This window comes from Streptomyces sp. NPDC002870, from assembly GCF_042888505.1.
In the GTDB taxonomy this organism is placed as follows: domain Bacteria; phylum Actinomycetota; class Actinomycetes; order Streptomycetales; family Streptomycetaceae; genus Streptomyces.
In genome coordinates, this window is the sequence record NZ_JBIAPW010000011.1 from 1 (window position 1) to 23,249 (window position 23,249).

Annotated in this window: 21 protein-coding genes, 2 pseudogenes and 1 riboswitch; of the genes and pseudogenes, 8 read left to right on the forward strand and 15 right to left on the reverse strand. The window is 69.4% G+C overall.

Going from position 1 to position 23,249, the window contains the following annotated elements:
• Positions 1–142: 142 nt before the first annotated feature.
• Entirely contained in the window at positions 143–1,582 is a 1,440-nt protein-coding gene (locus tag ACFYWY_RS15865; RefSeq protein ID WP_389186344.1) for a gamma-aminobutyraldehyde dehydrogenase, read from the reverse strand.
• Between the two features lie 180 nt (positions 1,583–1,762).
• On the opposite strand from ACFYWY_RS15865, the gene ACFYWY_RS15870 reads away from it, so the two are divergent.
• The 6 genes from ACFYWY_RS15870 to ACFYWY_RS15895 all read left to right on the forward strand — a co-directional run bounded on the left by ACFYWY_RS15870 (position 1,763) and on the right by ACFYWY_RS15895 (position 7,864).
• Complete coding sequence (locus ACFYWY_RS15870; RefSeq protein WP_389185788.1) at positions 1,763–2,254, forward strand: Lrp/AsnC family transcriptional regulator; 492 nt, start codon at positions 1,763–1,765, stop codon at positions 2,252–2,254.
• Positions 2,239–3,618 carry an aspartate aminotransferase family protein gene (locus ACFYWY_RS15875; protein WP_389185791.1) on the forward strand — a complete coding sequence of 460 codons (1,380 nt, stop codon included), beginning with the start codon at positions 2,239–2,241 and terminating at the stop codon, positions 3,616–3,618. Before ACFYWY_RS15870 ends, ACFYWY_RS15875 begins: the two co-directional genes overlap by 16 nt.
• Positions 3,619–3,807: 189 nt before the next feature.
• Positions 3,808–4,536, forward strand: a complete 729-nt coding sequence (locus ACFYWY_RS15880) for an ABC transporter ATP-binding protein (RefSeq protein ID WP_389185794.1) — start codon at positions 3,808–3,810, stop codon at positions 4,534–4,536.
• A complete protein-coding gene (locus ACFYWY_RS15885; protein ID WP_389185797.1) occupies positions 4,518–5,663 on the forward strand; it encodes a hypothetical protein in 1,146 nt (381 codons plus the stop codon). Before ACFYWY_RS15880 ends, ACFYWY_RS15885 begins: the two co-directional genes overlap by 19 nt.
• 69 nt (positions 5,664–5,732) lie before the next feature.
• The gene (locus tag ACFYWY_RS15890; RefSeq protein ID WP_389185800.1) at positions 5,733–6,860 is read left to right on the forward strand and encodes an LOG family protein; all 1,128 of its coding nucleotides are present in this window, start codon (positions 5,733–5,735) and stop codon (positions 6,858–6,860) included.
• Between the two features lie 83 nt (positions 6,861–6,943).
• The gene (locus ACFYWY_RS15895) at positions 6,944–7,864 is read left to right on the forward strand and encodes a hypothetical protein (protein ID WP_389185803.1); all 921 of its coding nucleotides are present in this window, start codon (positions 6,944–6,946) and stop codon (positions 7,862–7,864) included.
• A 193-nt stretch (positions 7,865–8,057) separates the two neighbouring features.
• Here the strand turns inward: ACFYWY_RS15895 and ACFYWY_RS15900 are convergent, their stop codons facing one another.
• The 9 genes from ACFYWY_RS15900 to rpsB all read right to left on the reverse strand — a co-directional run bounded on the left by ACFYWY_RS15900 (position 8,058) and on the right by rpsB (position 17,880).
• A complete protein-coding gene (locus ACFYWY_RS15900) occupies positions 8,058–9,089 on the reverse strand; it encodes an ABC transporter ATP-binding protein (protein ID WP_389185806.1) in 1,032 nt (343 codons plus the stop codon).
• On the reverse strand, positions 9,089–10,705 hold the full coding sequence (locus ACFYWY_RS15905; protein ID WP_389185809.1) for an ABC transporter permease: 1,617 nt from the start codon (positions 10,703–10,705) through the stop codon (positions 9,089–9,091). Before ACFYWY_RS15905 ends, ACFYWY_RS15900 begins: the two co-directional genes overlap by 1 nt.
• Before the next feature lie 38 nt (positions 10,706–10,743).
• On the reverse strand, positions 10,744–11,835 hold the full coding sequence (locus ACFYWY_RS15910; protein WP_389185812.1) for a thiamine ABC transporter substrate binding subunit: 1,092 nt from the start codon (positions 11,833–11,835) through the stop codon (positions 10,744–10,746).
• A gap of 67 nt (positions 11,836–11,902) precedes the next feature.
• A riboswitch (TPP riboswitch) is annotated at positions 11,903–12,024 on the reverse strand.
• A gap of 19 nt (positions 12,025–12,043) precedes the next feature.
• Positions 12,044–13,150, reverse strand: coding sequence for a 23S rRNA (adenine(2503)-C(2))-methyltransferase RlmN (rlmN, locus tag ACFYWY_RS15915; RefSeq protein ID WP_389185815.1), 1,107 nt, complete (start codon positions 13,148–13,150; stop codon positions 12,044–12,046).
• Between the two features lie 88 nt (positions 13,151–13,238).
• Complete coding sequence (locus ACFYWY_RS15920) at positions 13,239–14,357, reverse strand: phosphatidate cytidylyltransferase (protein ID WP_389185818.1); 1,119 nt, start codon at positions 14,355–14,357, stop codon at positions 13,239–13,241.
• Positions 14,357–14,914 carry a ribosome recycling factor gene (gene frr / locus ACFYWY_RS15925; protein WP_389185821.1) on the reverse strand — a complete coding sequence of 186 codons (558 nt, stop codon included), beginning with the start codon at positions 14,912–14,914 and terminating at the stop codon, positions 14,357–14,359. Before frr ends, ACFYWY_RS15920 begins: the two co-directional genes overlap by 1 nt.
• 127 nt (positions 14,915–15,041) lie before the next feature.
• The gene (gene pyrH, locus ACFYWY_RS15930) at positions 15,042–15,824 is read right to left on the reverse strand and encodes a UMP kinase (RefSeq protein ID WP_389185823.1); all 783 of its coding nucleotides are present in this window, start codon (positions 15,822–15,824) and stop codon (positions 15,042–15,044) included.
• Positions 15,825–15,983: 159 nt separating this feature from the next.
• On the reverse strand, positions 15,984–16,829 hold the full coding sequence (gene tsf, locus ACFYWY_RS15935; protein ID WP_389185826.1) for a translation elongation factor Ts: 846 nt from the start codon (positions 16,827–16,829) through the stop codon (positions 15,984–15,986).
• A 106-nt stretch (positions 16,830–16,935) separates the two neighbouring features.
• Positions 16,936–17,880: a 30S ribosomal protein S2 gene (gene rpsB / locus ACFYWY_RS15940; protein WP_389185829.1), complete on the reverse strand. Its 945-nt coding sequence runs from the start codon at positions 17,878–17,880 to the stop codon at positions 16,936–16,938.
• 258 nt (positions 17,881–18,138) lie between these two features.
• Here rpsB and ACFYWY_RS15945 point away from each other — a divergent pair.
• Positions 18,139–18,717: pseudogene (locus tag ACFYWY_RS15945) on the forward strand (M23 family metallopeptidase); the annotation flags it as partial.
• Between the two features lie 299 nt (positions 18,718–19,016).
• On the opposite strand, the gene ACFYWY_RS15950 reads toward ACFYWY_RS15945, so the two are convergent.
• The 4 genes and pseudogenes from ACFYWY_RS15950 to ACFYWY_RS15965 form a co-directional block, all read right to left on the reverse strand.
• The gene (locus ACFYWY_RS15950; protein ID WP_389186347.1) at positions 19,017–19,574 is read right to left on the reverse strand and encodes a TetR/AcrR family transcriptional regulator; all 558 of its coding nucleotides are present in this window, start codon (positions 19,572–19,574) and stop codon (positions 19,017–19,019) included.
• A gap of 61 nt (positions 19,575–19,635) precedes the next feature.
• Positions 19,636–20,472 (reverse strand): RNA polymerase sigma factor WhiG, encoded by an 837-nt coding sequence (gene whiG, locus ACFYWY_RS15955; protein WP_307660839.1) that lies wholly within the window; start codon positions 20,470–20,472, stop codon positions 19,636–19,638.
• 242 nt (positions 20,473–20,714) lie between these two features.
• Positions 20,715–21,398: pseudogene (locus ACFYWY_RS15960) on the reverse strand (DNA-processing protein DprA); the annotation flags it as partial.
• A 141-nt stretch (positions 21,399–21,539) separates the two neighbouring features.
• Entirely contained in the window at positions 21,540–22,538 is a 999-nt protein-coding gene (locus tag ACFYWY_RS15965; RefSeq protein ID WP_389185833.1) for a hypothetical protein, read from the reverse strand.
• 259 nt (positions 22,539–22,797) lie between these two features.
• Between ACFYWY_RS15965 and ACFYWY_RS15970 the strand changes: the two genes are divergently transcribed.
• Positions 22,798–22,989, forward strand: a complete 192-nt coding sequence (locus ACFYWY_RS15970; RefSeq protein WP_389185836.1) for a hypothetical protein — start codon at positions 22,798–22,800, stop codon at positions 22,987–22,989.
• An 80-nt stretch (positions 22,990–23,069) separates the two neighbouring features.
• On the opposite strand, the gene ACFYWY_RS15975 is transcribed toward ACFYWY_RS15970, so the two are convergent.
• On the reverse strand, positions 23,070–23,216 hold the full coding sequence (locus ACFYWY_RS15975) for a hypothetical protein (protein WP_389185839.1): 147 nt from the start codon (positions 23,214–23,216) through the stop codon (positions 23,070–23,072).
• Between the last annotated feature and the right edge of the window lie 33 nt (positions 23,217–23,249).

Consider the following 23,249-nt stretch of genomic DNA (forward strand, 5'->3'; position numbering starts at 1 on the left):
GGGGGGGGGGGGGGGGGGGGCCGGGGGGGGGGGGGGGGGGGGGGGGGGGGCCCCCCGGGGGGGGGGGGGGGGGGGGCCCCCCCGGGGGTGTGGGGGGGGGGGGGGGGGGGGGCCCCCCCCCCCCCCCCCCCCCGCCCAGTAACTACGCGTCCAGCGACGTCATCACGTGCTTGATCCGCGTGTAGTCGTCGAACCCGTACGCCGACAGGTCCTTCCCGTACCCCGACTTCTTGAAGCCGCCGTGCGGCATCTCCGCCACCAGCGGGATGTGCGTGTTGATCCACACACACCCGAAGTCCAGCGCCTTGGACATCCGCATCGCCCGCGCGTGGTCCTTCGTCCACACCGACGACGCCAGCGCGAACTCCACGCCGTTCGCCCAGGCAAGCGCCTGCGCCTCGTCCGAGAACGACTGCACCGTGATGACCGGGCCGAAGACCTCGTTCTGGATGATCTCGTCGTCCTGCTTCAGTCCGGAGACGACCGTCGCCGAGTAGAAGTAGCCCTTGTCGCCGACCCGGTGGCCGCCCGCCTCGACCTTCGCGTGCGCCGGCAGCCGGTCGATGAAGCCCGAGACCTGCGCCAGCTGGTTCGCGTTGTTCAGCGGGCCGTACAGCACGTCCGCGTCGTCCGGCGCGCCCGTCTTCGTGTCCGCCGCCGCCTTCGCCAGCGCCGACACGAACTCGTCGTGGATCGACTCGTGCACGAGGACGCGCGTCGCGGCCGTACAGTCCTGGCCCGCGTTGAAGTAGCCCGCCACCGAGATGTCCTCGACGGCCTTGGCGATGTCGGTGTCCTCGAAGACGACGACCGGCGCCTTGCCGCCCAGCTCGAGATGGACGCGCTTGACGTCCTTGGCCGCGGACGCGGCGACCTGCATGCCCGCCCGTACGGAACCGGTGATGGACGCCATCGCCGGGGTCGGGTGCTCGACCATGGCGCGGCCGGTCTCCCGGTCACCGCAGATGACGTTGAAGACGCCCTTCGGCACGATCGAGCCGATGATCTCGGCGATCAGGACCGTCGACGCGGGCGTCGTGTCGGACGGCTTGATGACGACGGTGTTGCCCGCCGCCAGCGCCGGCGCGAACTTCCAGACGGCCATCATCATCGGGTAGTTCCACGGCGCGACCTGCGCGCAGACGCCGACCGGCTCACGCCGGACGATGGAGGTGAAGCCCTCCATGTACTCGCCGGCCGACCGGCCCTCCAGCATCCGCGCCGCGCCCGCGAAGAAGCGGATCTGGTCCACCATCGGCGGGATCTCTTCGGTGCGGGTGAGCTCGAGCGGCTTGCCGGTGTTCTCCGACTCGGCCGCGATCAGGTCCTCGGCCCGCTCCTCGAAGGCGTCCGCGATCTTCAGCAGGACCTTCTGGCGCTCGGCCGGGGTGGTGTCGCGCCAGCCGGGGAAGGCGGCCGCGGCAGCGTCCATGGCGGCGTCGACGTCGGCCTGCCCGGAGAGCGGCGACGTGGCGTACACGTCACCGGTGGCCGGGTTGACGACCTCGATTGTCCGCCCGTCGGCGGCGTCCCGGAACTCCCCGTTGATGTAGTTGCGCAGACGACGCAGCTCGGTGGTCACTGTTGCCACCCCTCCTGTCAGATGTCCGATGGGTGAGACCTCCACCCTAATCTCCTACGTGACGCTTTCGACAGCCCCAACCCTCCGCAACTTCGGAATCAGTGAGATTGCGGCCTCAGAACAACGAATTTCATCGCTCGGGGCTTGCGGGACAGACGAGTCGCAGTGCAGAGTGAGCTCGTGGCCAGTCGCAACGCAGACTCCAGGAACGGCGGCGGATCGTCTTCGACCATCGATGCCGTCTCCCTCGCAATCATCGAACAGCTCCAGGAGGACGGTCGCCGTCCGTACGCCGCCATCGGCAAGGCCGTCGGCCTGTCGGAAGCGGCCGTCCGGCAGCGCGTCCAGAAGCTGCTCGACCAGGGCGTGATGCAGATCGTCGCAGTCACGGACCCACTCACCGTGGGCCTGCGACGCCAGGCGATGGTCGGCATCACGGTCGAGGGAGACGTCGACCCGGTGGCCGACGCGCTCACCGCCATGGCCGAGTGCGAGTACGTGGTGATGACCGCGGGCTCGTTCGACCTCATGGTGGAGATCGTCTGCGAGGACGACGACCACCTGCTCGAAGTGATCAACAAACGGATACGCGCGCTCCCCGGCGTGCGCACCACCGAGAGCTTCGTCTACCTCAAGCTCAAGAAGCAGACCTATATGTGGGGAACCCGATAGCCGTGAGCAAGGACCTCTCCAAAGCCGCCTACGACCACCTGTGGATGCACTTCACCCGCATGTCGTCGTACGAGAACGCACCCGTCCCCACCATCGTGCGTGGTGAGGGCACCTACATCTACGACGACAAGGGCAAGCGCTACCTCGACGGCCTCGCCGGCCTCTTCGTGGTCAACGCCGGCCACGGACGGGTAGAGCTCGCCGAGGCCGCCTTCAAGCAGGCGCAGGAGCTCGCCTTCTTCCCGGTGTGGTCCTACGCCCACCCCAAGGCCGTGGAACTCGCCGAGCGGCTCGCGCACCACGCCCCCGGCGACCTCAACAAGGTCTTCTTCACCACCGGCGGCGGCGAGGCCGTCGAGACCGCCTGGAAGCTGGCGAAGCAGTACTTCAAGCTGCAGGGCAAGCACACCAAGTACAAGGTCATCTCGCGTGCGGTCGCCTACCACGGCACTCCGCAGGGCGCCCTGTCCATCACCGGCCTGCCCGCGCTCAAGGCACCTTTCGAGCCGCTGGTCCCCGGCGCGCGCAAGGTGCCGAACACCAACATCTACCGCGCGCCGATCCACGGCGACGACCCGGAGGCCTTCGGCCGCTGGGCCGCCGACCAGATCGAGCAGCAGATCCTCTTCGAGGGCGCCGACACGGTCGCGGCGGTCTTCCTGGAGCCGGTACAGAACGCCGGTGGCTGCTTCCCGCCGCCGCCCGGGTACTTCCAGCGGGTCCGTGAGATCTGCGACCAGTACGACGTGCTGCTCGTGTCGGACGAGGTCATCTGCGCCTTCGGCCGGCTCGGCACGACGTTCGCCTGCGACAAGTTCGGCTACGTACCGGACATGATCACCTGCGCCAAGGGCATGACCTCGGGCTACTCCCCGATCGGCGCGTGCATCATCTCCGACCGCCTCGCAGAGCCGTTCTACAAGGGTGACAACACCTTCCTGCACGGCTACACCTTCGGCGGCCACCCGGTCTCCGCCGCGGTGGGCCTGGCCAACCTCGACATCTTCGAGCGCGAGGGCCTCAACCAGCACGTCCTGGACAACGAGGGCAACTTCCTGTCCACGCTGCAGAAGCTGCACGACCTGCCGATCGTCGGCGACGTCCGCGGAAACGGCTTCTTCTACGGCATCGAGCTGGTGAAGGACAAGGTCACCAAGGAGTCCTTCACGGACGAGGAGACCGAGCGCGTGCTCTACGGCTTCCTCTCCAAGGCGCTGTACGAGAACGGTCTGTACTGCCGTGCCGACGACCGCGGTGACCCGGTCGTGCAGCTGGCGCCGCCGCTGATCGCCGACCAGTCGACGTTCGACGAGATCGAGCAGATTCTGCGTACGGTCCTCACGGAGGCATGGGCGAAGCTCTGACCGTTCAGCCGCTTACGGCCCGGGGCACCGGCATCTCATTCGGCCATCCGAGTGGGATGCGGTGCACCCGGGCCGCGTGCTTCCCGATACGCCGGTTCTGAATCCTTACCGTGCCGAGTGACCGATCGGCCCTGACTTCGTTCCCCCGTACGGGGGAGGAGAAATCTGATCAGAACCGAGGTGTACGCCATGGTGGCCCCGCCGGACAACGATGTGCTCTGGGCACGTTCCCTGCACCACTCCCACAGCGGCTCGCCCGCGCTCGTCGGCGTATCGCTGGGTGTGCGCGAGGGCGAGATCCTCGCCGTGTACGGTCCGCGCGGCAGCGGTAAGACGACGCTGCTGCGGTGTCTGTCCGGCCAACTCGTCGCCGACAAGGGCGAGGTGTGGTTCAACAGCTCCCCCGTGCACACGCTGACCCCGCTGCTGCGCGAGCGGCTCCGGCGCAGCCGGTTCGGCTGGATCGACCCCGAGCCGACGCTCGTCCCCGAGCTGACGGCGTGGGAGAACGCGGCCCTGCCGCTGCTGCTGCGCGGCGCCTCGCACCGCCGCGCGAAGGCCACGGCGATGGAGTGGCTGGATCGGCTCGACATCGGCGCGTGCGCCCGGCTGCGACCGCATGCGCTGCTGCAGGCGCAGCGGCAGCGGGTCGCCACGGCGCGGGCGCTGGTCAGCACACCGCTGGTGCTGTTCGCCGACGAGCCGACGGCGACACTGCACCGCGCGGACGGGGCGCAGGTGCTGCGTACGCTGACGGCCGCGGCCCGCTCGCACCGGATCACCGTCGTGCTCGCCACGCACGACCCGGAGGTGGCGACGCTCGCGGACCGCTCGGTCACGCTCGTGGACGGCCGGCGCGTCAACTCGCTCGCGACCGCCGACGCGGAAGGCCGAGCCGAGTGCTCGCTCTCCGTCTAGCCCGCGGTACGCACCCTCTCGTGCTGCTGCGCCGGCTGATGGTGGCGGCGGCGTCGGCGGGTGTGGGCTTCCTGCTGCTGTGCACGCTGACCTACGCGCTGTCCCATCCCACCGACTCGGGCACCTCTGGGCTCCGGCTGCTCTGGTGCCTGATCCCGCTCGCGGCGACGGTGCACTTCGCGGTGGCGGTGGCTCGCACGGATCCCAGTACGCGGCCGAGGCCGGGCCTCTCGGCGGTCGGCCTGGGGCCCGCCAGGCTCACCGCCCTGGCCGCTGTCTCCACGGCCGTCTCCGGCACGCTCGGCAGCATGATCGCGCTGCTCGTCTTCCTCCATCTGCGGGGCGATCTGACGGGGCTTCCGTTCGACGGGGCAGCGGCCGAGCTGCTGGCCGCGGACCAGCCGCTGCCGCTGGCGGCCGCGCTGACGCTCCTCGCGGTGGTGCCGCTGCTGGCCTCGGTCGCCGCGGCGCTGGCCATGCGCCCGCGCCGGGTGCCTCCGGCGCCGGACGCGTCGTCCGCCGCACCGACCGAGCTGCCGTGGGGCGTCGCGCTGATCGCCGTGGGCATGGCCGTCGAGACGTACACGAGCCGCAGCGGCGCCGGCTCACCGCTCCCCCTCCCCGGCAAGATCGACGGCAACCCGGTCGGCGTCCTCGCCGGCTGGACCCTCACCGCGCTGGGCCTGGCCCTGGCGGGCCCGGGCATCGCACACTTCAGCGGCCGCCTCCTCCAGGCGCTGCGCCCGGGCGCGACCCGGCTGCTGGCGGGCCGCATCCTGATGGCGGAAGCCAGCCGCATCGGCCGCCCGCTCGGCGTGGTGTGCGCGGTCGCGTCGGCGGCGATCGCGGCCGGCACCCTGTACGACGGCGCGGCCGAACCCTCCCTCGGCCTGCTGACCGGCCTGGGCGCGGCACTGGTGGTGACGTGCACGACCGCGACGCTGATGGTCTCGGTTCTGGACGCCGGGCAGACCCGCGCCATGACCAGGGACTCGCTGCGCAGCCTGGGCATCCCCGCGAGAGTCCTGCGCCACGCAACCGCCCTGCGCGCGGCGGCACTTCTGGCGGTTTTCGCCCCGCTGACCTGGGCGGTGACGGCCCTGGCAGCGGTCCCGTTCTCAAGCTGAGCACCTGGGCGGCCGGCCGACGGCGTACGCGGCCCGCGCCGCCCCACCCGCAGGGCCTATCGTGGCCGCATGGTGCATGGACACGGACGGCAGGCCCACAGCGACGATCGCGAGACAGAGACCCTCGAGGAGTTCGACCACGTCGTCGCCCACGGCTCACTCGTCGGGCACCGCGTCCAGTCCGTCGACCTGACAGACCGCACCTTCGCGCTGCTCTCCGCCGACACCACCGGCGCCGTCTTCCTCGGCTGCCCCATGCATCCCGACGCCGCCGCCAAGGTCAGGGCCGACGGCGCGCTGGTATTTCCGCCCGTCCCCGATCTGCCCTTCGACCCGTACCGCGGGCTCCTCTACTCCCCCGACGAGCTCTTCGAAGGCCTCGCCGCCGACGGCTACGAAGCCACGCCCGACGCCCTCGCCTACGACTGGTTCCAGCGGACCAAGGCTGACGGCGACATTTTCGCCTCGATGCTCCGGTCGATCCACGACGACGCGATCTCCGACGCCCTGGACGAACTCCTCGTCGGCGCCCGGGTCGTGGGCGTGATGGGCGGCCACGCGATGGCCCGCGGCACAGACGCGTACGCCGGCGCCGCACGCCTCGGACGGGCCCTCGCGAGGGCCGGCTTCACCGTCGCCACCGGTGGCGGACCCGGTGCCATGGAGGCCGCGAACCTCGGTGCGTACGCCGCCCCGCACACCGACGAGATGCTCGACGAGGCGCTCGAACTCCTCGCCAAGGCCCCCTCGTTCATCCCCTCGATCTCCGACTGGGCGGGCGCTGCGTTCGAGGTGCGAGGCCGCTGGCCCGGCGGCGGTGACTCCGTCGGCATCCCCACCTGGTTCTACGGCCACGAGCCGCCGAACGCCTTCGCCGGCCACATCGCCAAGTACTTCGCCAACGCCACCCGCGAGGACGGCCTCCTCGCCCGCTGCAACGCCGGCGTGATCTTCCTGCCCGGCGCCGCGGGCACGGTCCAGGAGATCTTCGACAACGCGACCCCGAACTACTACGAGTCCCGCGGCGAGCCGACCCCCATGGTCCTCGTCAACCGAACGCACTGGACGGAGCGGCTCCCCACCTGGCCGCTGCTCCAGTCGCTCGCCGCGGGCCGCTCCATGGAGTCCCGTATCGCGCTCGTCGATTCGGTCGACGAGGCGCCTGGCGCGCTGCGCCGCCTCACCGGCCTCGGGTGACGAGCGGCACGAAAGCAAAAGCAACTTCCGGCCCCGAACTCACGTCTGGCAGTTGGACTGACCCCACGTGAACGGAGCCCCTGGTGCTGATCGGCCTACTGACCGCTGTCGCGGCCTCGATCTGTTACGGCACGGGGTCGGTGCTGCAAGCCGTGGGATCCCGCAAGGCCGCCCGCCGCACGGCGGCCGCTGCGGGCGTCACCCAGCACGGCGGGCCGAACTTGTCCTCCACCGCGCAGGCCGCGATGACCTGGGAGTTCATCGTCGGCACGATCCTGGACTTCGTCGGCTTCGGCCTGGGCGCACTGGCCGCCCGCCTGCTCCCGCTGTTCCTCTCGCAGACCGTGATCAGCGCGAACCTGGTGATCACTGCGGTGCTGAGCGTGCGGTTGCTGGGCATCAGGCTGAACCGCGCCGAGTGGACCTCCATCGGCGTCGTCTGCTCGGCCCTGGTGCTGCTGGCCACGGCTGCGGGCCCGGAGGGCAGCGGCCATACCCCGATCGCGACCCACTGGTGGCTGCTGGCGATCTCGCTGCTGCTGATGGTCGGCGGCACCGTAGCCGTACGCCTCCTCGGCGCGCGCGCCGCGATCCTGGCGGGTCTGCTGTCCGGCCTCGGCTTCGGCGCGCTGGGCGTCGGCGTACGCGTACTGAACGGCATCGACCCCTTCGACCTGGGCGCCCTGCTCTCGGACCCGGCGCTGTACGCGATCCTGGTGGCCGGGATCGGCGGCATGTATCTGCACACCGTCGCCCTGCAGATCGGCTCGGTGAACGGCGCGACAGCGGCGCTGGTCGTGGGCGAGACCGTGCTGCCGGGCATGATCGGCGTGCTGTGGCTGGGCGACTCGTCCCGACACGGGTTCGCCTGGATGGCGATTCTCGGCTTCGTACTGGCGGTGGCGGGCGCGGTCGCGGTGGCCTGGTTCGGCGCACCCGAGGCCCACGGCAAGGAACCGGAGCCGGCCGAGTCGCACCCCGATGAACTGGTCACCGTCCCCTAGCCGTCCGGCCGACCGACCGCACCCGCGCCACCGTCCAGGACCTTCTAAGTCCTTCCGGTCGCCCGTCGCGATGCGGCTGACCGTCGAGGAGGGTCTGATCACCCGCTACCGGGTGTACGAGGACAGCCTCGCGATCGCCGCCGCCTGCGCGAGCGAATAGCTCACCCGGCAGGGTCCGGCACCGCCACGTGTCTCACCCGGCAGGGTCCAGCACCACCACGTCGGCGGCGGCGAAGACGACCCCCACCTCGGCCCCTTCCTCCGGCGTGTCCCGAAGCGAGCACTCCGCCTCCAACTGCGGCCCGTCCCAGGGCCGCAGCTGTACGGCCACGTGGTTGCCCCGGAAAGTACGCCCCTCGACCGTGCAGGGCAGCCCCTCCGAGGCGGAGGCCAGCCGCACCCCGGCGGGCCGGACCAGCACCTTGCACTCGCCCTGGGGCGCCCCCTCCGGCACCGGGATCTTGCCCCACACCGTGTCGGCGGCGGTGCCGCTCACCGTCGCCGCCACCACATTGTCGAAGCCGAGGAAGCGGGCCACGAACTCGGAGGCGGGCCGCTCCCAGACCTCCAGCGGCGTGCCCGCCTGGGCGATCCGTCCGTCCCGCATGACGACGACGCGGTCGGCGAGCGCGAAGGCCTCACCCTGGTCGTGGGTGACGGCGAGCACGGTGGTGCCCAACCGTCCGAACAGCCCGCGCAGTTCGACGACGAGACGCTCGCGCAGCCCGCGGTCCAGCTGGCCGAGCGGCTCGTCCAGCATCAGCAGCCGGGGCTCCGGCGCGAGCGCCCGGGCCAGCGCCACTCGCTGCTGCTCCCCGCCGGACAGCGAGGCAACGGCCCGGCGCTGCGCGGCCGGCAGCCCGACGAGCTCCAGCAACTCATCGACGCGGCGGCCCTGTTCGGCCCGGCCGCTGCCGTGCATCCGCAGCCCGAAGGCGACGTTGCCGCCCACGTCGCGCTGCGGGAAGAGCTGGTGGTCCTGGAACATCAGGCCCACACCACGGCGGTGCACCGGCACCCCGGCCTGGTCGGCGCCGGACAGCAGCACCCGCCCTGCGTCTGCGGTCTGGAGCCCGGCGACGATCCGCAGCAGCGTGGACTTGCCGCTGCCGCTCGGTCCCAGCACACAGACGATCTCGTGCTCGGCGACGTCCAGATCCACCGAGTCGAGCGCCGTCCGCGCCCCGAACCGTACGGTCACGCCCTCCAGTCGCAGCAAGGCCATCAGAACTCCCCGGAGGTCTTGTCGGTTCGGATGCGTTCGAGGAGCAGCAGCGCCGCCGCGCACACCACCATCAAGATCGTGCTCAGCGCCATCGCCTGCCCGTAGTTGAGCTCACCGGGCCGGCCAAGAAGGCGTGCCACGGCCACCGGCAGCGTCGGATTGTCGGGCCTGGCGATGAAGACGGTCGCCCCGAACTCGCCGAGCGACACGGCGAATGCGAACCCCGCGGCGATCAGCAGCGCCCGCCGCACCAGCGGCAGGTCCACCTCCCGCCACACACGCAGCGGGGACGCGCCGAGCACCGCCGCGGCCTCCCGCAGTCGTTCGTCCACCGCTCGCAGGACCGGCAGCATGATGCGTACGACGAAAGGCACGCCGACCAGTGCCTGGGCGAGCGGCACCAGAATCCAGGCCCCACGCAGATCGAGCGGCGGCTTGTCGAGGGTGATGAGGAACCCGAAGCCGACGGTCACCGCGGACACGCCGAGCGGCAGCATCAGCAGCGCGTCGAAGCCGCGCACCAGTCGGCCCGCCTTCCGGGTGAGCGCGGTCGCGGCGAGACCGCCGACGGCGAGCGCGATGGCGGTCGCGACGAGCGCGTAACGCAGCGAGTTCCACACGGCGTCGATGGGCGGTACGAGGAACACCCCACCGCTCGCATCGTCGGAGGCGAGCGCCCGGTAGTAGCCGAAGCCATAACCGCCGGGACCGTCGAAGGAGCGCTCGACCAGGACGCCGAGCGGGGCCAGGAGCAGCAGCAGGATCGTGGCGAGCACCGCGCCGAGCAGCGCCCACTGCCCCGCCCCACGCGGTCGCCGCGCGGTCTGCGCCGGGTCCACCAGCTTCAGCGCTGTCTCCCGCCGCCGAACCGTCCGCGCGTGCACGGCGAGGATCGCGCCGACCGCGGCGAACTGCAGCAGTGTGAGCACCGCCGCCGTGGGCAGATCCAGCAGTTGAGCCGTCTGCCGGTAGATCTCCACCTCAACTGTGGACAAGCCCGGCCCGCCGAGGATCTGTACGACACCGAAGGAGGTGAAGGTGAACAGAAAGACGATCAGGGCCGCCGCGGCCACGGCGGGCGCGAGCGCGGGCAGCGTCACCCGTCGCCAGGCCGTCAGCCGCCCGGCGCCCAGGACTCGCGCGGCCTCCTCCTGACGCGGGTCGAGTTGCGACCACAGTCCGCCCACGGTCCGTACGACCACGGCGTAGTTGAAGAAGACATGGGCGAGCAGGATCGCCCAGACAGTCGTGTCCAGCCTGACGCCCCACAGCTCGTCGAGCAGCCCGCCGCGACCCAGCAGCGCCAGGAACGCCGTCCCCACGACGACGGTCGGCAGCACGAACGGAACAGTGACCACCGCCCGCAGCAGCCGCTTCCCGGGAAAATCGAGGCGGGCGAAGACGTACGCGCCGGGCAGCGCGATCAGCAGGGTGAGCGCGGTGGAGGCGAGCGCCTGCCAGGTGGTGAACCACAGCACCTGCTGAATGTCCGAGCGGCCCAGCACCTCGCCGATCCGCCCGAACTGCCATACCCCGTCGATCTCCAGACCGCGGCCCACGATCGCGACGACGGGGTAGGCGAAGAAGACCGCGAAGAACGCGACGGGCCCGGCCATCAGCCCGAGCCGCGCCGCATTCCCGCGGACGGACCTGCTTACTTCAGTACGAGCGAGGACCACGACTGAACCCACTGCTCACGGTTCTTGGCGATCTTGTCGGGCGCGACGGTCTCCGGCTTGTCGACGACCGCGCCGAACTTGGTGAACAGCTCGGGCAGCTTCGCATCCTTGACCACCGGGTTCACGAACATGTTCAGCGGCATGTCCTCCTGGAACTTCTTGGAGACCAGGAAGTCCAGCAGGGCCTTGCCGCCCGCCTCGTTCTTCGCGCCGTCGAGAAGACCCGCGAACTCCGTCTGGCGGAAGCAGGTTCCCGTCGCGACACCGGTGGGTGCCTCGGTCGGCTGCGGCTCGGCGAAAAGCACCTCGGCCGGCGGGCTGGAGGCGTACGAGACGACCAGCGGCCGGTCCGCCTTGGCCTTCTTGCCACCGGCCGAACCGGAGAACTCCTCGTTGTACGCCTGCTCCCAGCCGTCGACGACCTTGACGCCGTTGGCCTTCAGCTTCTTCCAGAAGTCCTGCCAGCCTTCGTCGCCGTAATGGCCGACGCTGCCGAGGAGGAAGCCGAGACCGGGCGACGAGGTCGCGACATTCTCGGTGACGAGGAGGTTCTTGTACTCGGGCTTGATCAGGTCGTCGAAGGACTGCGGGGGCGCGAGCTTCTTGTCGGCGAAGTACTTCTTGTCGTAGTTGACGCAGATGTCGCCGGTGTCGACGGGCGTGACACGGTGCTTGTCCTTGTCGAGCTGCACCTCTTCGGGCACCTGGCCGAGGCCCTTGGCGACGTACGGCGTGAACAGGTCGTGGTCGAGCGCCCGCGAGAGCAGGGTGTTGTCGACGCCGAAGAAGACATCGCCCTGCGGGGAGCCCTTGGTGAGGATCTCCTTGTTGAGCGCCGCACCCGCGTCACCGCTCTTCAGTACCTTGACCGTGTAGCCGGTCTCCTGGGTGAACTCCTTCAGCACGGCCGGGGTGGCGGCGAAGGAGTCATGGCTGACGAGCGTCACGGTCTTGGACTTCGAGCCGCCGGAGGAGGAGTCCTTGGACTCCCCGCCGCAGGCCGCGAGGGTGGATATGCCGAGAGCGGCGGCGACGGCGGTAACCGTCAGCTTCTTGGTGGTGCTCACTGAGATTCCTCCTGGAGTGACCAGGAAGAGACGCGGCCCTGCTCACAAGGTGAGCAGGGCGCAACAGCTTGAGTGGTGTCCGAACTTCCTACCCAGAATGACCTGGGCAAGGTTCAGAGGGTCTGCGACCGCTGTGCTTGTTCATAGCGGTCGCACTCTCAGCGCTGTGGCGCTCCCCTGTCGGAATATGAAAATGTCCGAGCCAAGATTACCGCTCGGATGCCGCGAGCTGTCCGCACGCTCCGTCGATCTCCTGGCCACGGGTGTCGCGGACGGTGACGGGCACGCCATGGGCCGCGATGGCCTCCACGAACGCCTTCTCGTCCTCGGGACGGGAGGCCGTCCACTTCGATCCAGGCGTCGGGTTGAGCGGGATCAGGTTCACATGGACCCGCTTGCCCTTGAGGAGGCGGCCCAGCAGATCGCCCCGCCACGCCTGGTCGTTGATGTCCCTGATCAGTGCGTACTCGATGGAGATACGGCGGCCGGACTTCTCCGCGTACTCCCAGGCGGCGTCCAGCACCTCCCGTACGTTCCAGCGGGTGTTGACCGGGACGAGCGTGTCGCGCAGCTCATCGTCCGGCGCGTGCAGCGAGACGGCGAGACGGCACTTGAAGCCCTCGTCGGCGAAGCGCAGCATCGCGGGAACCAGGCCGACGGTCGACACGGTGATGCCGCGCTGTGAGAGCCCGAGCCCGTCAGGCTCGGGGTCGGTGAGGCGCCGGATGGAGCCGACGACCCGCTTGTAGTTGGCGAGCGGCTCGCCCATACCCATGAAGACGATGTTGGACAGCCGCGTCGGGCCTCCCGGCACCTCGCCGTCTCGCAGAGCGCGCATGCCGTCGACGATCTGGTGCACGATCTCGGCGGTCGACAGATTGCGGTCGAGCCCCGCCTGCCCGGTCGCGCAGAAGGGGCAGTTCATCCCGCAGCCGGCCTGCGACGAGATGCACATCGTCACCCGGTCGGGGTAGCGCATCAGCACGGACTCCACGAGCGTGCCGTCGTGCAGCCGCCACAGCGTCTTGCGGGTGGTGTCGTCGTCGCACGAGATGTGCCGTACGACCGACATCAGATCGGGCAGCAGCTCGGACGCGAGCTTCTCTCGCGCGGCGGCGGGTATGTCGGTCCACTGGGCGGGGTCGTGGGCGTACCGCGCGAAGTAGTGCTGCGAGAGCTGCTTGGCGCGAAACGGCTTCTCGCCGATCGCGGCGACGGCGTCCTTGCGCTCGGCGGGCGTGAGGTCGGCGAGGTGCCGCGGGGGCTTCTTGGCTCCGCGGGGCGCGACGAAAGTGAGTTCTCCGGGCTTGGGCATGGTGATACCAGTGTCGCAGAGATACGAAGAGGGGCCCGCCGCCTGTGGACAGCGAGCCCCTCATGCATAAAAGTGCAGGTCAGATGGGTCAGCCGGATCCGACGAAGATCACCATCAGCAGCCACACCACCGGAGCCGTGGGCAGCAGGGAATCCAGCCGGTCCATGATGCCGCCATGCCCCGGGAGCAGGGTGCCCATGTCCTTGATGCCCAGGTCCCGCTTGATCATCGACTCGCCCAGGTCGCCGAGCGTGGCGCTGACCGCGACCGCGAAGCCCAGCAGCAGACCCTGCCACCAGGTGCCGTCCTCGATGAGGAACTGCATGCACAACGCACCCGCGCCCATCGCGAACGCCACCGCGCCGCCCAGGCCCTCGCGGGTCTTCCCGGGGCTGATGCGCGGCGCGAGCTTGTGGCTGCCGAAGCGCCAGCCGACGGCGTACGCGCCCGTGTCGCTGACCACGGTCAGCAGCAGGAAGGTGAGCACCCGCTGCGGACCGTCGTCCGCAGTGAGCATCATCGCGACGAACGTCGCCAGGAAAGGAACGTAGAAAGCTGCGAAGACGCCCGCCGTGACATCCTTCAGATAGCCGTCGGGAGGCTCGGTCATCCGCCAGACCAGCACCGCCAGCGCTGTGAGCGCCATGGCGACCCAGGCGCCCTCCGCGCCGCGCACATAGCCGGCCACCACCATCGCCGCGCCGCCCACCGCGAGCGGCACCAGCGGAGCCTTGATCTGCCTGCGCTCCTCCAGCCGCGAAGTGAGTTCCCACAGCCCGACCACGACGGCGACCGCTATCACGCCGACGAACACGGCCTTGACGATGAAGAGCGACGCAACGATCACAGCGCCGAGACCGGCGCCGACCCCTATGGCCGCCCGCAGATCACGGCCGGCCCGTTTCTTCTGCGGCGGCTCGGCCGCCGACGGCGGGGTGGGCATGGGCTCCTGCGGAATCTCGTCGCGGAACGGGGGGCCGCCCAGCCGAGCGGCCCCCCGGTCGCGGTCGTTGCTGTCGTCGCGGCGATCGCGGTCGTCGCGGTCTTCGGCGTCTCTACCTGCGTCGGGAAAGTCCGGCACGATGGGCATGGGCCGAGTCTGCTGTGCGTCATGCTCATCGTATGCGGGACCCGCCGGGGCAGGCCCCTGGTCGGGCGGTCCCCAGAAACCGGCTCTCGGCGGGGCCCCCCAGGAAGAGTCGTTCATCAGACCTCGAGCAGCTCGGCTTCCTTGTGCTTGAGCAGCTCGTCCACCTGCGAGACGTACTTCGCGGTGGTGTCGTCGAGCTCCTTCTCTCCGCGGCGGCCCTCGTCCTCGCCGACCTCGCCGTCCTTGATCAGCTTGTCGATGGTCTCCTTGGCCTTGCGGCGCACGGAGCGGATCGAGATCTTGGAGTCCTCGGCCTTGGTCTTGGCGACCTTGATGAACTCCTTGCGGCGGTCCTGCGTGAGCTCCGGGAACACCACCCGGATGATATTGCCGTCGTTGCTCGGGTTGACGCCGAGGTCGGAGTCGCGGATCGCCTGCTCGATGTTGCGCAGCGCGCTCTTGTCGAACGGCGTCACCACGGCCATCCGCGCCTCGGGAACCGAGAACGAGGCCAGCTGGTTGATCGGGGTCAGCGCACCGTAGTAGTCCGCCACGATCTTGTTGAACATCGCCGGGTGCGCACGTCCGGTGCGGATCGCGGCGAAGTCATCCTTGGCGACCAGGACGGCCTTCTCCATCTTCTCCTCGGCCTCGAGGAGGGTCTCTTCGATCACCACTTGCTCCTGCGTGTCTTGAGTAGGCCCGGCGTCAAACTGGGCCGGCGGAACCCTGTGTCGCGTCTTCCCTGCACGGTGTCCGACCGGCAGGACTTTGTCCATCCCTCGAGGGTCGTCCCCCGGGTCAGGCCCGAGTGCCCTGGTCGCTCACGAGCGTGCCGATCTTCTCACCCTTGACGGCCCGGGCGATATTGCCCTCGGCGAGCAGTTCGAAGACGAGGATCGGAAGAGCGTTGTCGCGGCAGAGCGTAATGGCGGTGGCGTCGGCGACCTTGAGGTTGCGGGAGAGCACCTCGCCGTACTCCAGCGCGTCGAACTTCACCGCGTCGGGATTGGTCTTGGGGTCGGAGTCGTAGACCCCGTCGACGCCGTTCTTGCCCATCAGCAGGGCCTCGGCGTCGATCTCCAGGGCGCGCTGCGCCGCGGTGGTGTCGGTGGAGAAGTAGGGCATGCCCATACCGGCGCCGAAGATGACGACGCGGCCCTTCTCCAGGTGGCGTACTGCGCGCAGCGGGATATACGGCTCCGCGACCTGGCCCATGGTGATGGCGGTCTGGACGCGGGAGTCGATGCCCTCCTTCTCCAGGAAGTCCTGGAGGGCGAGGCAGTTCATCACCGTGCCGAGCATGCCCATGTAGTCGGAGCGGGCCCGGTCCATGCCGCGCTGCTGCAGCTCGGCCCCGCGGAAGAAGTTGCCGCCGCCGATGACGACCGCGATCTGAGCACCGTCGCGGACAACCGCGGCGATCTCGCGCGCCATTGCGTGTACGACGTCGGGGTCTACACCGAGCCCCCCACCGCCGGCGAAGGCCTCACCGGACAGCTTCAGCATGAAGCGCCCGACCTTCTTGACGTCGTGGTCGCTCTTGTCATCGGCAGCCTGGTTGGCGTCCGCGCCCTTGTTCATGGAGATCTCCTCGTGCACATACGAAGAAGGCCATTGCCGTGGGTACTGGTATCCCTGTCGGCAATGGCCTCCTCGTCAGATCTGCGGTCGTCCGGCGCGAGCGCGACCGGTGACTGCGTAAGAAACCCTAGCGGGCTCCCGTGTCGATCGCTTAACGGGTCAGATGCCGACCTTGATGCGCGCGAAGCGCTTCAGCGTGACACCGGCCTCGTCCAGGACCTTCTGGACAGACTTCTTGTTGTCGAGCGCGTACGGCTGGCCAAGGAGGGTGGCGTCCTTGAAGAAGCCGTTGAGGCGACCCTCGACGATCTTCGGCAGGGCGGCCTCGGGCTTGCCCTCCTGGCGCGTGGTCTCCTCGGCGACGCGGCGCTCGGCCTCGACGACGTCGGCCGGGACGTCCTCGCGGGAGAGGTACTTCGGCGCGAAGGCGGCGATGTGCTGCGCGACGCCCTTGGCGACCGCAGCGGCCTCGTCGGTCCCCTTGTCGAGCTCGACGAGGACGCCGATCTGCGGCGGGAGGTCGGGCATCGTGCGGTGCATGTACGCGGCGACGTACCCGCCGGTGAACTGCGCGAAGCGGTCCAGAACGATCTTCTCGCCGAGGTTGGCGTTGGCCTCGTCGACGTACGCCTGGACGGTCTTGCCGGGCTCGATCTCGGAGGCGAGCAGCGCCTCGATGTCGGCCGGGGAGGTCGCGGCGACGTGGGCGGCGAGCGCATTGGCGACTGCCTGGAACTTGTCGCCCTTGGCGACGAAGTCCGTCTCGCACTTCAGCTCGACGAGGACACCCGAGGTGTTGTCGTCGGCGATCAGGGAGACGACGGCACCGTTCTCGGCGGAGCGGCCCTCGCGCTTGGCGACGCCCTTCTGGCCCTTGATGCGCAGCGCCTCGACTGCCTTGTCGACGTTGCCCTCGGCCTCGTCCAGCGCCTTCTTGCAGTCCATCATGCCGGCGCCGGTGAGCTCGCGGAGCTTCTTGACGTCAGCGGCGGTGTAGTTCGCCATGTCCTTGATTCTCTCTCGAAAGTCGAAAGTCGAAGATCTACGGGTGAGCGGCGGGGGCCGGTGCTTGTGGCACCGCCCCCCGCCGTCAACTACCGAACCTGTGCGGTCAGGCCTGCTCGGCGTCCGCGGCCGGCTTCTCAGCCTCGGCGGCCGGGGCCTCGGCAGCCGGAGCCTCGGCAGCGGGCGCCTCAGCGGCCGGAGCCTCAGCAGCGGCCTCGGCCGGCTTCTCGGCCTCGGCGGGAGCCTCGGCAGTCTCGTCGGAGTCGGCCTTCTTCTCGCCCTCGAGGAGGTCACGCTCCCACTCGGCGAGCGGCTCGCCGGCGGCCTTCTCGCCCGGCTTGGAGTCGCCGGTGGCGACGCCGGAGCGGGCGATGAGGCCCTCGGCGACGGCGTCGGCGATCACGCGGGTGAGCAGGGTGACGGAACGGATCGCGTCGTCGTTGCCCGGGATCTTGTAGTCGACCTCGTCGGGGTCGCAGTTGGTGTCCAGGATCGCGACGACCGGGATGTGGAGCTTGCGCGCCTCACCGACGGCGATGTGCTCCTTCTTGGTGTCGACGATCCAGACGGCGCTGGGCACCTTCTGCATCTCGCGGATACCACCAAGGGTCTTCTCCAGCTTGGCCTTCTCGCGGGAGAGGACCAGGAGCTCCTTCTTGGTGAGGCCGGACGCGGCCACATCCTCGAAGTCGATCTGCTCGAGCTCCTTCAGACGCTGAAGGCGCTTGTAGACGGTGGAGAAGTTGGTGAGCATGCCGCCCAGCCAACGCTGGTTGACGTACGGCATGCCAACGCGCGTCGCCTGCTCGGCGATGGCCTCCTGGGCCTGCTTCTTGGTGCCGACGAACATGATGGAGCCGCCGTGTGCGACGGTCTCCTTGACGAACTCGTAGGCGCGGTCGATGTACGACAGCGACTGGAGCAGGTCGATGATGTAGATGCCGTTGCGCTCCGTGAAGATGAATCGCTTCATCTTCGGGTTCCAACGACGGGTCTGGTGACCGAAGTGGACGCCGCTTTCCAGCAGCTCCCGCATCGTGACGACGGCCATGGCCGTATCTCCTTGGATTCTCGGTTGTGTCCTGACGCCCCGACGCGCCGTGCCACAAGGGACCGAGGAGCGCGGCCACCGACCTGAAGAGGGTGTGGTGGCGGGGCGTGCGAAGTCGACCCGGTGACCCGGATCGCCAGAAGAAGTGTACGGGACCGGCGCGGTGCCGGGTGACGGCGCTGTCCACAACCGGTCAGTACTCCACAGATCGGGACCATGATCCACGCGGTCGCGGGGTTCCGCGGGACGGTCTGTGCCATGTACCGCTTAGTCCGCAGACTTCTCGTAAGCCTTCTCGTAAGCCTTCTCGTAAGCCTTCTCGTACCTGTTGTCGCCATTGTCGTTGCCCTTGGCGTTGCCCTGCTGAGCGCGCCTCCGGCGTCTGCCCTCGATCCCGACCGGAGCTGGCCGGTGGGTCCGCCGCGGCCCGTGGTCCTACGCGGCTGGGATCCGCCGGACTCGGCATACGGGCCCGGGCACCGCGGCGTGGATCTGGCCGCGCCGCCGGGCACCCCTGTACGGGCGGCGGCGCCCGGCCAGGTCTTCTTCGCGGGCCGCGTCGCGGGACGCGGCGTCCTGTCCATCACCCTCACCGGTACGGGTGAACCGCCGCTGCGCACGACGTACGAACCGGTGCGCCCGCTGCTCCCGGAGGGCGCTGAGGTGAGCGCGGGCCAGGTGGTGGCCACCGTCGAGCCGGGACCTTCGCACTGTGCCAAGGGCTGTCTGCACTGGGGGCTGCTGCGCGGGGCGGAGTATCTGGATCCGCTGTCCCTGCTGCCGCCCTGGCTGCTGCGCCGTTCTCCGTCCCGGCTGCTGCCGGTGCTCGGCGTCCCGCCTCTTGAGGCGTCTGTCGCCCCGGTCGCCGCGCGGGTGGCAGCGCCGGTTCTCGCGGGGTCGTCGGGGACTGCGCTGCACGCGGTGTGGCTGCTGATCACGGTCGCGCTGACGCACCGGGTCCTGCGCCGGACTCGAGAGCCAGGCGCGCTAGGCCGTCCCGGTCCACGGAGCCGTCCCGGTCCACCGAGCCGCGCCGGTCCACGGAGCCGTCCCGGTCCACCGAGCCGCGCCGGTCCACGGAGCCGTCCCGGTCCACGGAGCCGTTGCGGGGCGGGGTCCGCGGGCTCCTTGCGGGGTCAGCCCCGCACGCCCCGCAGGGCCATCGACACCGCCGCCTCGGCGATCGCCGACGGGTCCTCCGCCGCGCCGATCTCGATGCGGCGCACCGCGGCGTCCACCACGCCCTGCAGCAGCATCGCCGCCAGCCGGGGCTGTTCGTGGCCCAGCTCGGCGAGCGCCTCCACGATCATCGCGATCAGCCCGCCGTGCGCGGCACGGATCTTCTCCCGCGCCCCGGCGTCCAGCTCGCTCGCGGAGATCGCGACAACGGCCCGGTGGCGCCGATCGCCGACGAGCTCCAGCTGCTGGCGCACGTACGCCTCGACCTTGCCCTCCGCCGTGTCGGCCTGCTGCATCGCGGCCTCGACCTCCGCCGCCCAGACCGGGAAGTCGACCGCGCAGAGCTCCTCGACGACCGCGGCGCGCGAGCGGAAGTACTCATAGACGGAGGACCTGGCCAGGCCCGTGCGCTCGGCGAGGGCGGGAAAGGTCAGCGCCTCCGTACCGCCCTCGGACAGCAGGGAGCGCGCGGCGTCCAGCAGGGCGCCGCGCTGCATGGTCCGGTGCTCGGCCACGGAGGCCGCTCGAATCCTGGGCACGCCTCCACTCTACGGATGAGGCAGGGACGATTCAGTGTCAACGTCCGACGTCGGCCAGCTTCGCCCGCAGCTGGAGCACCGACTTCGTATGGATCTGGCTGACCCTGCTCTCCGTGACGCCGAGGACATTGCCGATCTCGGCGAGGGTGAGGCCCTCGTAGTAGTAGAGGGTGACGACGGTCTTCTCGCGCTCCGGCAGGGTGTTGATGGCGCGCGCGAGCAGCCGGCGCAACTCCCTGTCCTCGGCCACTTCGACCGGGTTGTCGGCGGCGGTGTCCTCGAGGGTGTCCATCAGGCTGAGCCGGTCGCCGCCTTCGCCGCCGACGTGCAGCAGCTCCTCCAGCGCGACGACGTTGGCCAGCGACAACTGGCTGAAAACCACATGCAGTTCCTCGACCGCAATGCCCATCTCGGCGGCGACCTCGCACTCCGAAGGCGTACGTCTCAGCTGCGCTTCGAGCGTGGCGTAGGCGCGCTCCACGGCCCTGGCCTTCTGCCGTACGGAGCGCGGGATCCAGTCCAGCGCGCGGAGTTCGTCGATCATCGCGCCGCGGATCCGGGTGATCGCGTATGTCTCGAACTTGATGGATCGTTCGATGTCGAACTTCTCAATGGCGTCGATGAGTCCGAAGACTCCGGAGGAGACGAAGTCCGCCTGTTCGACGTTGGGCGGCAGGCCGACGCTCACCCGGCCCGCGACGTACTTCACCAGCGGCGAGTAGTGCAGGATCAACTGCTCCCGCAGCCGCTCGTCACCCGTGGCCTTGTACGACCGCCACAGCTCGTCGAGCGACGACGGAGCGGGGGGCCGCACGGTGCCACGGGCAGCGGGTGGCACTGCCGCGCGGTCAGACCCGGAGGTGTGCTGGGGCATGCGTTGCCTTGAGCCGTTCTGCTGTGAGGGGGGAGGGGACGAGCGTCTGGGCCGGAATCGAGGTGAGCGTAGCGTGACTGCGGTGTTGCGGTGGGCGAAGGACGGGGGAACGAACCTGTGCGGGTACCTGCCGTCGCCCATACCTTCGAACCGGGGCCGACGCTGCTGGCGCCGGCCCCTCAGGTGTCGCCGACAGGCCTGCAAAGGTCATCGCCATCACCTTTTCACCCGAATGCTCCAGGTCAAGGACCGCCTCGCCGCGCGTTCGAACCGCCGATGCCCGTGTGCGTCAACTGCCAGCCGTCCCCGTGCCGTTCCACGAAGCCCAGTGAGTGCAGTTCGTACAGCCTGCCGAGCGTCTCGTCGGTCGTCGTCCCGGCGCCGCGGGCCACCTGCTCCCCACCGACCGCGCCGCGGGCCGGAAGGGCCTCAAGAACCCGTGCGCTCATGGGATCCAGCAGATCCCTGGGGAGCACAGGACCACGTCTGTCCGGCGCCAGCTCGCCGATGCCGCCGACCAGCTCGGCCACTTCGTCGGCATCGGTGACCAGCACGCCCTCACCGCGCAGGAGTTCGTGCACACCGGCGGAGAGACCGCTGGTGACAGGCCCAGGAACCCCCATCGTGAAGCGGCCGAGCTTCTGCGCGCTGCGCGCCGTGACCAGCGAACCGCTGCGGTACTCGGCCTCGACGACGACGGTGCCCCTGGTCAGCGCGGCGATCACGCGGTTTCGCAGGATGAATCTGCTGGGCGTGGGATGGCCACCAGGCGGCAACTCCCCGATGACCAGGCCCTGTTCGGCGATGCGCCCGATCAATTCGGCATGGCCGCGCGGATAGACGACGTCGACACCGCAGGCGAGTACGGCGACGGTGGCTCCACCTGCCGACAGCGCACCGCGGTGCGCGGAGCCGTCGACCCCGAAAGTTCTCTAGCCGGTCTGCGCGTGTTGCTCTGCGCCTCCCTGAGGCCCTCTAAGACGGCAGAGGTTGGCGAACAGGGCCCGAGGCCCGGGCCTCGGGCTGGTCCAGGTGTTGCGCTATCACCGGTGAGGGCGACGCTGTGATCAGCGCAAACGCCGCTCGATCGCTGAGCGGATCTTGGGCACGGCCTGCTCGTCGAAGCCTTCGCGACGAAGCTCGAAGCGGTGGAGTTTTGGCATGGTTCCCTCGTTGTACCCGGTGACGAGGTAGCCATCGAGGTGCCGGTTAGGGTCCTCCTCCACATCCACAAGACCGAACCGGTTCAGCATTCTGTGGGCCTCGTATGCGTCCTTGCCGAGGCCGAACTGCCGGAGCCGGATGTCACTAGCGACGAATACGGGCTGGGCACCGAATCGGTAGTGGAGCCAGGCCAGCATCAGCAGGAAGTTGATCTCGGTGTCTTCCAGTAGATGGATCCATCCGTTGTGGAACAGCCCTGCTGGCAGCCACGGGACCCTCTCCTCCGCCACCATGTAGCGGTCGGGGTTGCTGCCACCCTCGTATGGCGCGCCGCGCTCGTGGAGGAGCTGGAACCCTTCGTACTTGCCCCTGCCCTTATTCCGATTGGGCAAGTGAATGAGTTGGAACGCGTCTCCCGACAGGCGGTCCAAGGCGCTGTGCAGCTGCCGCACCTTCTTGTCGCGCACGGTGACGTAGTTCCTGTCGCCCTTCCGGCTCAGCTCTGATGGCGTGGCGAACAGGTCGACCCAGCTCACTGTGTCGATGTTGTTCAAGGGCAGGGGGTTGCCCGGGTGGGTGCCGGGATTTCGTGACTGGGCCACGAACAGGGCCGTGAGATAGGCCCTGAGGGCGATCCCGCGGGGAGAGGGCAGGCGCGTCGATGGCGGACGATCCTGCGGCGGTGGAAGGCGCCTGTCCGAGGGATCCCCGGGGAGCTCGGCCGACTCGGCGCGGAACATGAACTCGGACCGGACTCGCAGCTGTCTTCCGGTCTCGACCTCGGCGAACTTCTCACACGCCTTGCTGACCTCGGCCTCGCTCTTCTCAAGCTTCACGCGGCGGGCTTCGTAGCGCTTGCGCTCACCCGCGGAGAGGGGCTGAAGATCATGGAAAAAGATCATGGAAACAACTTCCCCTTGCTGATCTGAACGTCTTGATCCGCCAGTTACACGGTCACCGTAATCAATGGAGCCCTCACTGGCGGATCAAGACGCGCTGCCAGTGTACTCGCACCTCCCGACCCTCCGCAGGCATGCTCGGCACCAGTAAGAAGCGCAGGCGCGGTTGGCCGCAGGAATGCGGATGGCCCCCGGGGACCAGCCGGGGGCCACTCATCCGGTGCCTCACCCCTCAGCAGGTAAGCAAGAAGGAGACACACCTTTGCCGAGCGTACGCAACTCTCGCAATTCGCACGAGCCCGAGCGTCAGCCGGAGCGACTGCCGCTCCGTTGGGCAGTGATCATCGCGGTCGCAGCGGTGGCGGCTGTCGCCGTCGCGACCGCGGGGGGCCTCCCGGCAGCGATCGGGACCTTCCTCACGGTGGCCGGAGGAATGCACGTGATCGTGGACTAGTCACTTGCCATCTCCCGAGGTGGCCGGAAGCTGTCGAGCTCCGGCCACCCGGCCCGCCCCACCTTCCGCGCAGACCGTGGTCAGCGGTTTGCGTCAGCGGTTGCCGGTCCAGACGATCCGGTCCGCGAAGCCGCCGCGCTCACTCGCTCCTTGACCTCGCGGATCTTCTCCAGCTGTCCCGCGTCGACCCCCAGGACCGCGGCGAGCGCATGCAAAACCTCCAGCACGTCCGCGTGTTCCTCCGGCGCCTAGGCAAATCG

What these genes read in the sequence shown, in the direction of transcription:
- whiG (WP_307660839.1), bottom strand. Translation starts at nt 20,472, where the DNA reads ATGCCCCAGCACACCTCCGGGTCTGACCGCGCGGCAGTGCCACCCGCT.
- ACFYWY_RS15880 (WP_389185794.1), top strand. Translation starts at nt 3,808, where the DNA reads ATGGTGGCCCCGCCGGACAACGATGTGCTCTGGGCACGTTCCCTGCAC.
- ACFYWY_RS15905 (WP_389185809.1), bottom strand. Translation starts at nt 10,705, where the DNA reads ATGGCCGGGCCCGTCGCGTTCTTCGCGGTCTTCTTCGCCTACCCCGTC.
- ACFYWY_RS15920 (WP_389185818.1), bottom strand. Translation starts at nt 14,357, where the DNA reads ATGAACGACTCTTCCTGGGGGGCCCCGCCGAGAGCCGGTTTCTGGGGA.
- ACFYWY_RS15965 (WP_389185833.1), bottom strand. Translation starts at nt 22,538, where the DNA reads ATGATCTTTTTCCATGATCTTCAGCCCCTCTCCGCGGGTGAGCGCAAG.
- rpsB (WP_389185829.1), bottom strand. Translation starts at nt 17,880, where the DNA reads ATGGCCGTCGTCACGATGCGGGAGCTGCTGGAAAGCGGCGTCCACTTC.
- ACFYWY_RS15890 (WP_389185800.1), top strand. Translation starts at nt 5,733, where the DNA reads ATGGTGCATGGACACGGACGGCAGGCCCACAGCGACGATCGCGAGACA.
- pyrH (WP_389185823.1), bottom strand. Translation starts at nt 15,824, where the DNA reads ATGAACAAGGGCGCGGACGCCAACCAGGCTGCCGATGACAAGAGCGAC.
- tsf (WP_389185826.1), bottom strand. Translation starts at nt 16,829, where the DNA reads ATGGCGAACTACACCGCCGCTGACGTCAAGAAGCTCCGCGAGCTCACC.
- rlmN (WP_389185815.1), bottom strand. Translation starts at nt 13,150, where the DNA reads ATGCCCAAGCCCGGAGAACTCACTTTCGTCGCGCCCCGCGGAGCCAAG.
- ACFYWY_RS15900 (WP_389185806.1), bottom strand. Translation starts at nt 9,089, where the DNA reads ATGGCCTTGCTGCGACTGGAGGGCGTGACCGTACGGTTCGGGGCGCGG.